At 36.0% G+C, this 16,367-nt stretch carries 10 protein-coding genes and 1 CRISPR repeat array (1 of these 11 running past the window's edge); of the genes, 1 reads left to right on the top strand and 9 read right to left on the bottom strand.

All coding sequences use genetic code 11. The features are described 5' to 3' along the window. Nucleotides 1-16: 16 nt before the first annotated feature. Nucleotides 17-2,545 carry a TonB-dependent receptor plug domain-containing protein gene (locus tag GQ593_RS00755; RefSeq protein WP_160430172.1) on the bottom strand — a complete coding sequence of 843 codons (2,529 nt, stop codon included), beginning with the start codon at nucleotides 2,543-2,545 and terminating at the stop codon, nucleotides 17-19. Between the two features lie 960 nt (nucleotides 2,546-3,505). On the opposite strand from GQ593_RS00755, the gene GQ593_RS00750 reads away from it, so the two are divergent. Next, entirely contained in the window at nucleotides 3,506-4,966 is a 1,461-nt protein-coding gene (locus GQ593_RS00750) for a catalase (RefSeq protein WP_160430171.1), read from the top strand. Between the two features lie 61 nt (nucleotides 4,967-5,027). Here GQ593_RS00750 and GQ593_RS00745 read toward each other — a convergent pair whose 3' ends face one another. From GQ593_RS00745 to rnr, 8 genes are all read right to left on the bottom strand, one after another. After that, a complete protein-coding gene (locus tag GQ593_RS00745; RefSeq protein WP_160430170.1) occupies nucleotides 5,028-5,639 on the bottom strand; it encodes an AAA family ATPase in 612 nt (203 codons plus the stop codon). An 11-nt stretch (nucleotides 5,640-5,650) separates the two neighbouring features. Then, nucleotides 5,651-6,508 (bottom strand): class II fructose-bisphosphate aldolase, encoded by an 858-nt coding sequence (locus GQ593_RS00740; protein ID WP_160430169.1) that lies wholly within the window; start codon nucleotides 6,506-6,508, stop codon nucleotides 5,651-5,653. An 11-nt stretch (nucleotides 6,509-6,519) separates the two neighbouring features. Then, nucleotides 6,520-6,927 (bottom strand): hypothetical protein, encoded by a 408-nt coding sequence (locus GQ593_RS00735; RefSeq protein ID WP_091346059.1) that lies wholly within the window; start codon nucleotides 6,925-6,927, stop codon nucleotides 6,520-6,522. 14 nt (nucleotides 6,928-6,941) lie between these two features. After that, nucleotides 6,942-8,231: a PTS sugar transporter subunit IIC gene (locus GQ593_RS00730; protein WP_160430168.1), complete on the bottom strand. Its 1,290-nt coding sequence runs from the start codon at nucleotides 8,229-8,231 to the stop codon at nucleotides 6,942-6,944. A 21-nt stretch (nucleotides 8,232-8,252) separates the two neighbouring features. Further along, nucleotides 8,253-8,555 (bottom strand): PTS sugar transporter subunit IIB, encoded by a 303-nt coding sequence (locus GQ593_RS00725; RefSeq protein ID WP_091346064.1) that lies wholly within the window; start codon nucleotides 8,553-8,555, stop codon nucleotides 8,253-8,255. Between the two features lie 26 nt (nucleotides 8,556-8,581). Further along, nucleotides 8,582-10,672 (bottom strand): BglG family transcription antiterminator, encoded by a 2,091-nt coding sequence (locus GQ593_RS00720; protein WP_160430167.1) that lies wholly within the window; start codon nucleotides 10,670-10,672, stop codon nucleotides 8,582-8,584. Nucleotides 10,673-11,738: 1,066 nt separating this feature from the next. Next, nucleotides 11,739-12,500 (bottom strand): 23S rRNA (guanosine(2251)-2'-O)-methyltransferase RlmB, encoded by a 762-nt coding sequence (gene rlmB, locus GQ593_RS00715; RefSeq protein ID WP_160430166.1) that lies wholly within the window; start codon nucleotides 12,498-12,500, stop codon nucleotides 11,739-11,741. A 28-nt stretch (nucleotides 12,501-12,528) separates the two neighbouring features. Continuing rightward, nucleotides 12,529-14,943, bottom strand: coding sequence for a ribonuclease R (gene rnr / locus GQ593_RS00710; RefSeq protein ID WP_160430165.1), 2,415 nt, complete (start codon nucleotides 14,941-14,943; stop codon nucleotides 12,529-12,531). A 924-nt stretch (nucleotides 14,944-15,867) separates the two neighbouring features. Next, nucleotides 15,868-16,367: a CRISPR direct-repeat array (repeat unit 28 nt; unit sequence TTTCTAAACCGCCTATACGGCGTTAAAG); it runs 248 nt beyond the window's last position.

The raw sequence follows: 16,367 nt of genomic DNA, 5'->3' as shown, positions 1-16,367 counted from the left end.
TAACGTTTTATGTAAATTAGAAGTCATAACCAACTTGAATCCAAAACTGACGACCTGGTGCATAAGCATTGACAACTCTATCATTACCAACCTTATCAGCACCATAAACATAACGATCGATAACATTTTTTTTATTTAAAATATTATTAACTTCTACCGAAAAATTAGCTCCTTTAGCAAAACTTGGTGTCCAACCGAGTTTAGTATCCCACCGAAAAGTACTGGCAAAGCGTTCTTTTTCGTATTTTGCCATTTTATTACCCGTAGTAGGATCTATGTAATATTGGTTACTATAGCGAACAGCTTGATGCCGTGAACTTTGCCATTGCACTAAATTATAAAGAGTTAAATCATATTCAGGGATCTTACTTGTGAGCTCAACATTGACTTTAACAGGGATATTAAAATCGGTTGCGGGTAAATCCGATGCATTAATTATTTTACCGTTATACCAAACTTTATCATGGCGAACGTTATTTGCTGGATCATAATGCGCATACCCTAATTCTTTAGGTGAATTACTTTTGCTTTGCTGCCATGAAATAGATGCTGATGCTGTATGTTCAGCATGATAAAACTCAATAGGTAGCCTATTTTTTACCGTTAGTGAAACAGTATCATGCTTACTACGCCCAGAATTATCAAAGGTTCGAACATTTGATCTACCATTATTATATTTAGGACGACTGCGAACTTCATCATAGCTTTCGCGATGCACATATTGTAATTGCCATAAACTATTATCTACGATCTGCTCAATGCCTAAGCTAATTTCGTCATTGTAAGGCGTAGAAAGTGAATCTAACCCCTCAAAATCACTTGAACTTATCCAATCTTCATCAACTTGTCCAGGAGTACAAAAATAATAACAGTTCTTTAATCCTGCATTTTGTGCACCATATAAAGCATAAGCCATCATAGTACGACCATAATAACGGTTAAACCCCGTAGTTAAGACAGTATTACCGTTACCAAAAGCATCAAAACTAGTCACTAATCTTGGGGCCAGATTGGCATCTTTAATAAAACTATCATAATCAATTCGTATCCCTGGACGAACAGTTAAGCGACCATATTGCATTGTATCATCAGCAAATAGTGTGTAATTATCATAGCTTGCTTGATAATGACCTGCTTGGAAAACTGAAGCATGATCAGCAAAAGAGAGCCAAGGAAGAGAATCCCATGTACCAGTATAGGTATAACGATAAAAATCTTCATTGCGAATATAGCGAGCTTTGGTTTTTGTCAATTCAAACCCCATAGAGGGCTCATGCGTTACATTCAACCAATTAATAGGCATAAACTCAAGCTTTGATTTAAATCCCCAATTATTTTGTTTAGTGGTTAAATTACCAACGCCTCCCGAATGATATTGCACGGGATTTCGCCAATCAGAATAATCAACTAACGTAACAAAATAATTTTGATCATTGGTTCTTTTATCTTCTAGCATTTGATAACTAGTGGTCACATCTAATTTGGCAAAATCAAACTCATGCATTAGTTGCAACGCCATACTTAACCCATTGTGCTTAGTATCATAGCCAGAATTAGCTACAGTTGCAGCAAAGGAATAATTATCATACTTAGAATAATTGGCCGAAAGATTGACGATTGTTTGGTCAGTAGCATACCAAGTAAATTTAGATGAAAAATTATCTGAAACGCGTGTTTGGTTTTTCATGCCACCGTTTTTTCGAATTTCAATCAAATCATCTCCTTCTAATAATAATGAAGGGCCTTGATAAGTGACTGAAGAAATATCCGATTCTCTTCTAGATGCAGCAAACATCAAACCTAGATTGTCGGTAATCCCCGTTTCAAACCAACCACCAAAATTTTGTTTACTATATTTAGGTTGAAATCGACTCGGATGACTTGCATCATTTGCTGAACTATCAAAATTAATTGCTGGATCAACATGTGTCTTATTCCATGAAGAGTGAGTTTTACGATAAAAAATACTACCATTAGTCTCATGATTCCAATGACGACTAATCACATCCACAACACCACCTGTAAACCCACCATATTCAACAGGAATATTATTGTCATATAATTTAATTTCATTGATTAGACGACTATCAATGTAAAGACCTTGTTCATCACTATCGACACGGGTATTGGTTACCCCTAATCCAGGATCAACCGGATCGACATCATTATTAAAACTAATGCCGTCTAACTGATAATTGTTCTGATAACTAGTATTGCCATGAATTGAGATATCGGCTGGTTTAATCTCTCCTTGAGTCATACCATTATAACTACTATTAGACATTTGTACTGCTGGTGACGTCTTTAATAGATCGGTGATGTTACCATCACCTGTATTCATTTGCGTTATTTGAGCAGAATCAACCGATTGTGGCTTCGATATTTTAGGAATAGGTGATGTCACAACAATAACATCATCTTTATTTTTGACTTCATCATCACTATTTTCGACGATAGTTTGACTGATTTGATTTTGCTTGGCGAAAACTGCAGGATTATAACTAACTAACAACAAAGGTAAAGCCGATATTACTACTTTTTTCATGTAAAAAATCCATCCACAAATATAATAACGATGCATTCATCGTTAAATTTTCACTTTATAATAATAATGATAATCATTCTTAATAATATTTCATCATAAAATTTATATTTGTCAATCGGAAAGAATAAATTTGTTATCAAATGGAGATAAATAGAACAATAACAATTAATTAATAACATTATAATTTTTATATTATTTTAATTAATTGAACGTTTTCAAAGCTTATTTAGTTTTAGTTTTGTTATTTAAATGGAGCATTTCTATATACACATAGGGGCCTTACCATCGTTACACAATAGGAGCTAATCACTAGTTGGTGCCCCCTTGTATTAATGTTTAGATGTAACCAAAAATCATTTCTGTTAAACTCTCTATGTTTTTATACTGAAACGGTATAGACTCCTGAATATTTTTAACAAGAGTTGATCTATTTAGAACCAATAACCAATAAAATAGGTGATAACCCCCATATAAATGAAAAATTCACTCAACCTGCTAGCCCAGCAACGAATAAGAAAACAGAAAAATTAATATGCACTTTGATGATGATATGGCATCAACCGGCAAATATTTAGCGATTCAAAAAATAGAAAACAGAAGTTTCAGCGATTTTGGATAAAATACCTTATAGTTTCCTAGAGGATTATTTTAAGCATATAATGTAAACAGTTCGACGTTTCTAATAGATTATGTTGGTTGAACAGGTGTGAAGTAATTATTAAAGGTTTTATTGAAACAACTTAATGTTTTACAAACCAATATTTGTAATATCTTCAAATCAAAAATATTCTACTTGAAAAGTAAAATATATTTTTTTAAAGTAGGTAAGATCAATTTAAAAATGATCTTTTTTATCACGCTCTACAAGTCCCAAACAAAGTCTCTGGGACACAATATTCAAAAAACGATTGAGTATTTATCCCTCAAGGCTTTTTTAATATCATATAAAGGAGTGTTGCAATGTCAGAAAAAAAAGAACTAACCAATAATAACGGTGCCCCAATAGCCGATAATCAAAACTCTCGAACTGCCGGTCCCCAAGGTCCTGTGTTGATAGATGATTTTCAGCTTATCGAAAAACTTGCTCATTTCAACCGTGAAAATATCCCTGAACGACGAGTTCACGCCAAAGGTTCTGGCGCACATGGTACTTTTACTGTCACTAATGATATCACCCAATATTCTTACGCCAGTCTATTTGCCAGTGTTGGTAAACAAACTCCAATTTTTGCTCGATTTTCATTGGTAGGAGGAGAGAGAGGCTCATCTGATACAGCACGGGATCCACGTGGGTTTTCAGTCAAGTTTTATACCGACCAAGGTAATTGGGATATCGTAGGCAATAATACCCCGGTATTTTTTATTCGTGATCCACTCAAATTTCCTGACTTTATTCATACGCAAAAGCGTGATCCCAAAACTAATTTAAAAGATCCACAAATGATGTGGGATTTTTGGTCTTTATCGCCAGAATCACTTCATCAAGTCACTATTTTATTTTCGGATCGTGGTATTCCTGATGGTTATCGTCATATGCACGGTTATGGTAGCCATACCTATAGCTTAATTAATAAAGATGGTATACGAACTTGGGTTAAATGGCATTTTCGAACCGAACAGGGGATCAAAAATATCCATCCTAAAAAAGCAACGGAAATAGATGGAACCAATCCAGATTCTGCACAAGAAGATCTGTTCAAAGCCATTGAGCGAGGAGACTATCCAAAATGGCGGCTTTATATACAAGTTATGACTGAAGAGCAAGCCAATAACCATCCTGAAAATCCGTTTGATGTCACAAAAGTGTGGTCACAAAAACAATATCCATTAATCGAAGTCGGCGTGATGGAACTCAATCGTAATCCAGAAAACTATTTTACGGAAGTTGAACAATCTGCCTTTGAACCAAGTAATGTGGTGCCTGGAACAGGTTTATCCCCAGATAAGATGCTACAAGGTCGAATTTTTGCTTATGCCGATGCACACCGCTATCGTATTGGTACTAATTATCAACAATTGCCGATCAATGCTCCAAAATGTCCTGTGCATAATTATCAACGCGATGGTGCAATGCGTTATTACAACCCTGATAATGCCCCTAACTATGAGCCTAATAGCGTAGATAGTGCACCAAAACAGCAACCACAATATGCCGAACCGCCAATGCATGTACCTGCTGGGACAATGGATAGGCATGATCATCGTGTGGATGGCGATTATTACTCACAGCCACGTGCATTATTTAATTTAATGAATCCCGATCAAAAACAACTGCTTATTGATAATATCGTTGGATCTATGAAAAACGTAAATCGAGACATTCAAATTAGGCAGCTCACACACTTCTACAAAGTGCATCCTGATTATGGTTCTGGAATTGCCAAAGGACTAGGGATCGATGTTGACCTAATAAAAAGCTAGTACTTAAAATAACAATGCCGACTAAAATTGGTCGGCATTTTCATTTTGATAATGGCACTATTTATAACTTAACTATTTGCTTCAACTCATTCAATAATCTTGAGTAATCTACTTTAGTAAAGTCAGTGACATCAACTTGAATCAAGTTACCTAAAACAAATTGATCATACTGCCGCATTTGGCAAACTTGATAGAATTGATCCTTAGTGATTAAATCATCAGCAAGATTTCGATTTTCTAACGTATCGCCATAATGATAATGTTGCATAATATGGCATAAATGGCGCTCAGGTGAACGATCACGCAGGTAACGACGTTGCCATATCACATCAAAATCAGCAACTAAGCGAATGGTTATCACTTGATAGTGATATTGCTCAGCAAATTCACTCAGTTGCCTTTTTTGCTTATCACTAAATGGATATTCAGAAATAATCACCCTTTTACCTGCATCCATATACAGTTGTAAAACACCGTAATAAAATTGCCAAACTTTGTGTTCTAACGCTTCCTTTTCAGCTTTACAATTAAAGCCAATAGACTCAGCATATAAAATTTTGGCTTCATCGGGTGTGATAACAAAGCTATCTTTAAATTGCTGTTGCAATTGATTAACTAGATAGGTTTTTCCCGTACATGGACAGCCTGCCAGTAAAATTAAATATTTCTGCATGCTTACATACCTTAGTTAATACGACTATTAACGTTAAGAAACAAACTCATTTTATGTTTGACAATTTCTTTAACCGCTTGATTAGCGGGAATAATATTGTGCCGTAATGATTTATTCACTTCAGTATCAGCAAACTTATCTTTGGCAACTTGCGTCCAATTAACTAAGAGCTCTGTGCCAACATTAAATTTACGAATACCATTATTAATCAGTTCTGGGTAATCTTCTTCTTTAACACCAGTACCACCATGAATAACCAAAGGAATATCTATCATAGCGTGAATCTCTTTTAATAGTGGAATATTCACCTCTGTTTTTGATTTAAACTGTCCATGATTAGTACCAATGGCAACAGCTAATGCATCAATACCCGTGGCTTGAACAAACGCTAACGCATCTTTCGGTTTGGTATAAACTCGATCGTTAGGATCAACATGAATGCCCTCTTCTGTTCCGCCTATCGTGCCTAATTCACCTTCGACCGATACGCCACGTGCATGCGCATACTCAACCACCGCACGGGTTTTTAAAATATTTTCTTTAAATGGTAAGGATGAGCCATCAAACATCACCGAGGTAAAACCACTATCGATAGCTTCTTTAATATCATCAAAATTTTTTGCATGATCTAAATGTAATACAGCATCAACAATCTCTTCATCGGCGATTGCTTTTACCGCATTAACCAATACTTTAAAGCCAATATAGCGTGCGGTATCAACGCTAGTTTGTATAATAATTGGTGCACCTACTTCTTTCGCTGCGCGTAGCATATCAGGCAGCATTTCTAAGTTGTGCGTGTTAAACGCACCAACAGTAAAATTGAGTTTTTGAGCTAATAAAGTGACATCTTTTAGTGTGGTATACATAATCATTTCCTTTAATCTCGTTGAACCGTAACTTGTTTGGCAATGTTGCGCATGGAATCCATCTTATTCATCCAAAAATCAATATCGTCCATTGAACCATGTTTTGCGGCATCGGCACGTTTATGGTTGTACAAATTCATTAATGCTTTATAACCTTCTCCAATTGATTTTTTATGTTGTAAACTCTTTTCTAAATACTCAATTGCAAAATCAACACGATCTAATTGGCAATAAAGAAGCCCTGTTGTTTCACATAATGAGGCTAAAGTTACCGCATCATCTGTATGATCAATTTGTTGTAACAATTGACTAATTGATTGTTCAATTTGGTCAATTTGTGTTGATGTCAGGCTACTTGTTATGTCTGGTTTATCAACCAACTCTTTTTTGGGCTTACTTTTTTTAAAAAAGTTAAACATAGCAAACTCCTATCCTAAAAATGCTTTAATAAAGGACTTAAAATCCATGCATAAAGTAACGCCGCTGTAACTGTATCAACATCGGTTGCTGTAGCATTAATAAAGCCCATTTGATTAAAGATAGTCACCAGTAATGCAGGTAATAAAGTAATAAAGAAACCATGCGCAATACCACCAATGAGCGCACCACGGCGACCACCAACAGCATTACCGAATATGCCTGCGGTACCACCAGCAAAAAAGTTAGTTAACATTCCAGGTAAAATCATGGCTAATCCAAAAGCTGGCAACGTCAACATCGCAATCACAGTACCAATTGATGTGGTAATAAACCCTAATATGACTGCATTTGGGCTATAAGGAAAAAACACAGGACAATCAAGCGCCGGTATAGCATTAGGAACCACTTTCATTGCAATACCTCTAAACGCAGGTACAATTTCGCCGAGCAATAACCTAACGCCAGCTAATAACACATAGATCCCCACAACAAAAATGATGGCTTGCGTAAAGGCATACATCACATAATGTTGGCTACCCGATAATGTTGAAGCATACGCCTCGCCGGCAAAAAGAACCGTAATAATATAGAGTGGGATCATAACGACCATAACTGACAGATAGGTATCTTGCAAAAATTCAAATGATTTAGGTAATTTCATCTCTTCTATTGAACGTTTGTTTTCACCTCGCTCCCCCACAACATAAGCAACACCCGCTTCAAATAAATAACCAATTGTACAAAAGTGACCAAGCGCAATGTCATTAGATCCCGTCACTTTACGAATAATCGGCTGTGCAATAGCTGGCATAAATACCGCAAAAAGTGCACCAATAAAACCGCCAACTACAATTAGCACGACTCCAGAAAGTCCAGCAAAACTACCAAATACCGTGGTCATGGTTGCCATCCAGAGAATAGCCTGACCAGTTAAAAAGATATATTTCCAGCGAGTAAAACGGGCAATTAGAATATTAAAGATAAAAATCATCAAAAAAGTCAGAGCAATATCACGACCTAAACCTAACTGATTCATGGCTTGACCATTAATCGCTTCAATAGACGGGATAATCCCTTGCATATCAAATCCAGCGGTAAAAATGTGCCCGAAATAGGTCAAACTGCCAACAATGATACTTGATCCCGCATTGAGCACTTGAAAGCCCAATAATGTTTTAAGCGATCCCGAAATAATTTGACCTACTGATTTACGTTGCAACATCAAGCCAAACATAGCAATGAGACTAATTGTTATCGACGCTTGCGTTAAAATATTATCGATAATAAAGTTAATTACGTTCATAGTATTCTCCTATTTGGCAATTTAAAGCAGTCCTTTTTGTTGCAATACTGGACTTAACTTCTCATCTATTTCAGTTTTTGAGACAATATTTTTGAGATAAACAATTGAGGTCTGTTCACGGATATTAAACTTAGCAAACTGTGGGCGAAAATTTTCAGCAGTGATAATAATATCGGCGTTCATAGAAGCAGCAGATGAGATATCAGTATGATCCAACTTGGCATCAATTCCTTTGGCTTTTAGCACATCTTCAGTCGCCATTTGCGCGGCAAAACTACTGCCTAATCCCGCACCACAAACAAATAAAATAGTTAAATTACTCATTTTCAATCCTCCTATAATTTAATGGTTCAATCCGAATTAGGTTCATTAAATAAAATGTTCTTAAATTGCTGTACCGAATGACACATTGTTAAGCTTTCAAGTTTTTGTTCATCATTAATCAACTCAATCAAACTACGCATAATATTGAGATGAGAAAACGAATCGATAGCAGCTAAACAAAATATGATTTTGACAGGTCCCATTTCTGAATTACCAAAATCCACGGGATGACGGAGAGTCACGACACTCACCCCTAACTGGTTTACGCCATCTTCAGGGCGAGCGTGTGCCAACGCTAAATTTTTGCCTATAACGATATACGGACCATATTGCTCGACCGACGTAATCATGGCATCAATATAAGATGGTAAAATAAATTGTTTTTTTAATAATGGCTCAGCCGCAATTTTGATCGCTTGTTGCCAATTTGAACTATCTTGCTGCAATATAATGTCATTATCGGTAAGAATATCTTTCAACATAGGCTGGATTTTCCTTTTATTGATTTTAAGATTATTAATCGCTAAACATTTTTCGAGTTGGTTATAAATAGGTGCTGACATGATGCCACCACTTTGTTGAATCAAATCAACCAATGAATAGAAAAGATCGGTCGCATCAACCAAATGATTTACAACGCGTTGATTAGCCCTGTGCTTAGCTAAGAAATCAGTGATAATAGGATGATTTTTCTCTTTTAAAATCGGTTCTAACACCAATACTGGATGAGCTAAGTGCGGTAATGGAAAAGTAGAAAATATTAAGTCAAAATCGAGTTGAGCTAATAAATTCTGATCATTACGTCCCAAAATGGCTAGTACATCAATATTAAAAAACTCTTTAAGTGTTTCTGCTAATAAGTTAGAAGTTGCTATACCATGGTCACAAAAGACCACTGCTTTAAAATAGTAGCTTCGCTCTTGATTAATTGCGCTTGCAAAGGTAGAAAAATGAATAGTTAAAAAGGCAATTTCGTCATCAGATACTTTATGAGTTAAGGTCGTTTCAAGTTCTTGCATAAACATAGCAATAACTGAATAAATTGCACCATAGTTTTGTTTGATGTTATCGAGTAATGGATTAATAATATGAATATTATTACTCACTCGCGCAATAAGACCTGCTAAATGTTTACATAAATTTTCGTACAGCTGTTCTTGTTTAGTTGAAAATGGAATTTGTGTTTTTTCTTCGACATAATTAACTAACTTAATCGCTAATAACTGTGCATTTACCCACTCTATATAGTTATTGATATCCTTGGTATTGAACGCTTCTAGCATATAAATAATGTATTGTTGTTCTTGCCTATTAACTTGCAAAGCAACATGCCGACAAACCAAATGAATAAATTTTGCTATTTCGCCCAAATCATTATTATTAAAATCAGTTCTTATCATGGTGAGATGATGTTGCTGCTGGTTTCTAATTACCCAAATAGCAGTAAAAACAACCAGTTGTTGAATATAAATCTCATCATGAATCTGGCTAATAGTTTGGTGGGCTAATTTTAATAAGTCACAGATAAGAGATTGAGGAATATAATTAAACAATGACTGCTGTATCAAGCTTAATTCATTTAATGGTTTATCAAATTCTAAATTACCTGCGAACTGATTAATCGCTTCATACATCATTAAACGAATAGAGCGTTCCAATCCAACAAACTGCATACCTTGTTTAGGCTGGCTGATTAATTCAATATCATATTTTTTCAGCCGAGTTTTAAGTTTTCTAATATCTTCATCTAAAACACTTTTTGAAACAAAAAAAACACTTTCTTTATGACTGAGAATGGTTGGAGAGGCAGAAAACGCAATAGACAGTAACAAATCAAACTGACGTTCATCTTTACTTAAAATTGATGAAGTTGGCACGCCCAACAATGCGTTGTGAATTAACTGTTTTTGATCTTGCGTCGCATTGATTATAAAACCTTTACTACGCACTGTTGAAATTAAAGGAAATTGTCTTTGCGTTAAAAACTCATTAATTTCTTGGATTTCATTGCGAATGGTTCGCGCACTAATCTGAAACTCTTCCGACAACATCTCGGAGGTGATCGGATAGTCGATTGAAATAAATTTCTTAAATAACTCAATGGTTCTTGTTCGCATAAGCTTATTCACCTATTGACTTCATAAATTAAGTATAAGTGAGATAGATTTGCTTACCTAGTTGGTATTTTTGCCAATAAAAATGGCAAATTAGTGATAGAAAATTCAATAAAAATGGGAAGAATAAAATAGCATTGAGCCAAGCCAAGCAATTGGATAATGTCTATCTATAGAATAAAAATAAGGTGTAGCAAAAAGCTGTGTTGTTTAAATTTCATGATTAAAATAGTCTTCTAAAAAGGCATAAGATGTTTTATCGGAAATCGCTTAACATGTTGCTTTCTATCCTTTGAATATTCAAATAGTTGCTAATTATGCCACATCACCATGAAAGTACTTCTCACGCTTTCTTATTCATTTAAGGGCAAGCGGTTTTGTGAATATTTGATTAATCTGACGGTTATCACACGTTTTAATAAATAGATACTGCAAATTCGTAATTAATCATGAAACGGTATAGACTCCTGAATATTTTTTACAAAAATATAATCTAAAAGTGAACACCACATCTTTATTAAAATCGCTATCGCTTTCAGCTTTCCCATGCATTTAAGGATAAGCGGTTTTGTGTATATTTGATTGTTCTGACGGTTATCACACGTTTTAATAAATAGATACTGCAAATTCGTAATTAATCACGAAACGGTATAGACTCCTGAATATTTTTTACAAAATATAACCTAAAAAGTGAACATAGGGTAAATACCTAGCTTATTTTCGTATTTTATATTCAATAAATTTTTCAACATTCAACAAACATTCAATGCTGTAATTGGTGGTTTTATAATATTCTTTCTTATGGGTTAAGGAGCAAATAGCTTCAATCAAGCTTTGTCTAGCATGTTATCAATAGTTAGATGGTGACTATAAAGGATTTAGTCCAACCTGTTGCGGTTATCTTTTTTGTGATATAAGCGCTAGATCGCTTGTCGGTGATCTGGCGTTATTATGTATATTTTTACCGTAGTTTCTAAAATTACCGTAAACAACGCCTATATAAGAATAATGTGAATAAGATCATCTTAAACCGTATTGAGTATAACCAATACGGTTATGACCATTGAGATTAGGTTTTGATAGTTGATTTTTGCCGAACAATTTCAAATAAACAAACACCAGTTGCTACCGACACATTAAGTGATGACACAATGCCAGCCATGGGGATGCTGACTAATTCATCACAATGTTCTTTTGTTAAACGGCGCATCCCTTCACCTTCCGCACCCATCACCAAAGCAAGTGAAGTCGCTGTTGATGTTTTATAAAAATCGGTTTGATAAAGTGTTCTATCTGCCTCGCCAGCAGTGCCCACAATCCAAACTTGATATTCATCTTGTAACATTCGCATCGTGCGTGCTAAATTGGTCACTCTAACCACCGGTACACTTTCAGCTGCGCCACAGGCAACTTTTTGTACGGTGGAATTAAGCGGTGCTGAGCGATCTTTTGGCACAATAATAAAATCGACTCCAGCGGCATCAGCGGTTCTTATGCAAGCGCCTAAATTATGCGGATCGGTCACACCATCTAAAATTAAGATAACGGGGTTTATCTGCCCTTCCATAAGTAAAGGAATATCATTTTCTTGATAACCTCGACTTGGTTTAACCATGGCTAAAATGCCTTGATGCACACCGTTTTTTGACTTTTCATCTAACCATTGACGGTTAGCTATTTTCACTGGCAAACCAAGTTGCTCTAACTGACGTACAACGGCAATAAGACGCTTATCTTCACGCCCTTTAATAATAAATACTTCAATAATTCTTTCTGGCGAACGCGCTAATAATGCTTCAATGGCGTGCAGGCCATAAACTGTTTCACTCATTTATCTGCTACTCTTTTATCTTATTAACTTATTTGGTTTTATTGACTGATTTTGGTTTCGATTTGCTACGTTTTTTACTTTTAGCTTTCGCTTCAACTTTCGTGTTTTGTTTAGCACTTGATTTAGCCTTCTTTTTGTTACTTGGCTTAGCACTACTTTCGCTAGTTGATTTTTTGCGTTTTCGCTTAAGCGGCAAATCAGCATGCTGATCGGTTTGGGATTGTTTAGACTTCTCTTTTGCTGTTTTACCTTGGCGTTTTGGCTTATTATTACTGCCAACCAGTGAAAAATCAATTTTACGTTCTTCTGGATTAACATTATCGACTTTTACTTGCACTTTATCGCCTAAACGATAAGTAAAACGTGTATTTTCACCAATTAAACGATTGTGCGAAGCATCATAAATATAATAGTCGTTTTCTAACGAGGAAACATGCACTAAACCATCAATGAAAAAATCGTCTAATCGAACAAAGAAACCAAAATTAACCACGCTTGAAATCGTACCGTTAAATACTTCACCGACATGATCTTGCATATAATCACATTTGAGCCAATCAACCACATCACGCACGGCTTCGTCAGCACGCCGTTCGGTCATTGAACAATGTTCACCAAAATAGAGCATTTCGCTGGTGGTATAGCAATGTCCGCCAGTCTTACTAGTTTTTTGCTGTTGGTCAGCTAAAATCCATTTAATCGCTCGATGTAATAACAAATCTGGGTAACGACGAATTGGCGAGGTAAAGTGCGCATACTCTTCAAGCGCTAAACCAAAATGCCCTCGATTTTCAGGATCATAAATGGCTTGCTTCATGGAGCGTAAAATTACTGTTTGCAACATATCATGATCGGGACGCGTTTCAACCACCGTCATTAATTCGGCGATATCTTTCGGTTTTGGACTGGCGCCACCACCTAGCGATAAGCCAAGTTCACTTAATACGCTGCGCAGATTGCTCATTCGATCTTCATCTGGCCGGTCATGCACACGAAATAATGATGGCACTTGCGCATCAATCACTAATTTTGCTGCCGAAACATTGGCTAAAATCATACACTCTTCAATAATTTTATGTGCGACATTACGTTGTGCAAGCTCAATACTTTCGATACGTTTATCGGCATTAAAGATAAATTTCGGCTCGTCTGATTCAAACCCTATCGCACCGCGTGCAATTCGTGCATTATCAAGCACTTTATATAATCCATACAGATTCTCAAGATGTGGCACTAACGCTTGGTAATGTTGACGTAACTCTTTATCACCCTCTAAAATTTTAGCCACTTTAGTATAAGTTAATCTAGCATGTGAATTCATCACTGCTTCATAAAATTCATAGCCTGTTAATCGCCCTTTGTTCGACACAGTCATTTCGCAAACTAAACATAAACGATCAACTTGTGGATTTAACGAACAAAGTCCATTAGATAATACTTCAGGAAGCATTGGTACAACTCGTGATGGAAAGTAAACCGATGTACCACGCAAGCAGGCTTCTTTATCTAAGGCCTTATCAGGCCTAACATAATAACTTACATCGGCAATCGCCACCCATAAACGATAGCCCCCACCACGATTTTTTTGGCAATAAACCGCATCATCAAAGTCACGTGCATCTTCACCATCAATAGTCACTAAAGGCAATTGACGCAGATCTTTTCGCCCTTTTTTAGCACTTTCTGGCACTTGTTCGGTAAATTTGCTCACCTCTTTTTCAACAGCTTGTGGCAATTCATAAGGAATTTCGTGGTTTCGCAGTGCAATATCAATCGCCAAATTAGTCCCCATGATTTCACCAAGCACTTCTTTTATGATGCCAACGGCTTTTTGACGACGTTCCGGACGTTGCTGTAACTCAACCACGACCACCGTTCCCATACGAACTGTGTGTTCAGGTTTGCCGGCAATTAAAATATCAAAGTTTAAACGGCTGTCATCCGGTACAACAAAACCAACGCCTTGCTCAACAAAATATCGCCCGACAATTTGATTATTGCGTGGTTCTAAAATTCGTACAACCCGAGCTTCCATTTTTCCACGGTATTTAGTACCCATTGGCTGCGCTAAGATCACATCACCTTGTAAAACTTTTTTCATTTGCTCTGGCGATAAAAAATAGTCCTCAGGGTTCCCCTCTACCCGCAAAAAGCCAAAACCATCACGGTGGGCAATAACCTTACCTTTGACCATGTCAAACTTTTCGGGCAAGGCATAACATTTGCGACGCGTAAACACAACTTGCCCGTCACGCTCCATAGCCCGCAAGCGACGATGCAACGCCACTTTTTGTTCTTCATCTTTAATAGCAACAGCTTGGGCTATTTTTTCTAAACTTGCCGGTTTTGCTTCTTGTTTAAGGTAATCTAAAATAAGCTCACGGCTAGCAATGGGGGAATCGTACTTCTCGGCTTCGCGGTCAAAAAATGGATCTTTTATCATAAAGGGATATCCTGTGACTAATATTAGCGCTAGCATAACATAGAGTGCTATAACTTAAAATGAAGATTCAATTTATAAACAAGAATCAAAGAGTTCTTACTCTATTTCAAAGTAGAATTGTGTCTGCATTCGGTTCTATACTTAAAAAATAATAAGAATCAAAATCCAAAACAATGAATTACAAAAACATAGAAAAAATCTTTACATCTGTATTAAAAATCATTGATTAGGCTTTAATTACATTGCTGGAGTTGTTCGTGGCAAGTTTGTTCGATGACTCAACAGATAATTGGTTTGAATTGATATATGAACATATTGTGTTGATTTTTATTTTGTTAACTATTTATGTATTAATGATATTTTTTTAATTAGAAATGATTAATTCCCTAACAATATCAATTACGCTCACCGTGGCAACATCCATATCGCAATTTTATCACCGCCTGTTGCCTATTTTATCAGGGGAAATGGTTTCTATAATTTAATGGCTTTTATACTTTTTATAATTATAAATATGCTGCCTGTTATCTTACTATCGACATAACCTTAGTTTGTTTTCCTCACAAAACAGTCAATTAAAAAATTAAATAAAATCAATACCTTTCCTGACCTATTTTTTGGTAAAAAATAAAGCTTTTTTTCAGAATAGAATGGATTAAATGTGGAGGGTTGGGGAGCGAACGTTTGCAGTTTAGTGTTCAAAATAAATATAGCGATCACGTCCGAGTTATAGAATTAGCAAATTCCCTAACAACCCACGCTTTGACTGAAAAATGTGACCTGCGCCAGCCCGCGCGAAGTAAAACAAACAACATAGCCAATTATTTTTTGGGGGTTATTATTTTTTTATAATTATCTGATTATTTTAATTACCGATTATACGGCGTTAAAGAAACGAACCGAGCAGATCAGTCACCGCTTGCATTTCTAAACCGCCTATACGGCGTTAAAGCTATTCTCCATCTAGCTGATAACTCAGGATCTTTTCTAAACCGCCTATACGGCGTTAAAGTAAATAAGATATATTTCATTTGAAAGTGTATTTTTCTAAACCGCCTATACGGCGTTAAAGTTTCAATAAAAAGTGGTGAAATTGTTGTGCTTTTTCTAAACCGCCTATACGGCGTTAAAGACCCCTAAATCGCTTTCTTGTGCTTTTTTAGTTTTCTAAACCGCCTATACGGCGTTAAAGTCCGCGTAATATTGGTGATGTATTGACCATTGTTTCTAAACCGCCTATACGGCGTTAAAGAATAATCAGTTATGTTGCACCGCAGTTTACGATTTCTAAACCGCCTATACGGCGTTAAAGAAAACATATAATTTTTCTTGAAAAAAGCCATATTTCTAAACCGCCTATACGGCGTTAAAGGGGAGCTCAAAACCGTACTCCCGTTCACCATATTTCTAAACCGCCTATACGG

It is taken from the genome of Gilliamella sp. Pas-s25 (assembly GCF_009795885.1).
Taxonomy (GTDB): domain Bacteria; phylum Pseudomonadota; class Gammaproteobacteria; order Enterobacterales; family Orbaceae; genus Gilliamella.
This window is presented reverse-complemented; position numbering and strand designations above follow the sequence as displayed.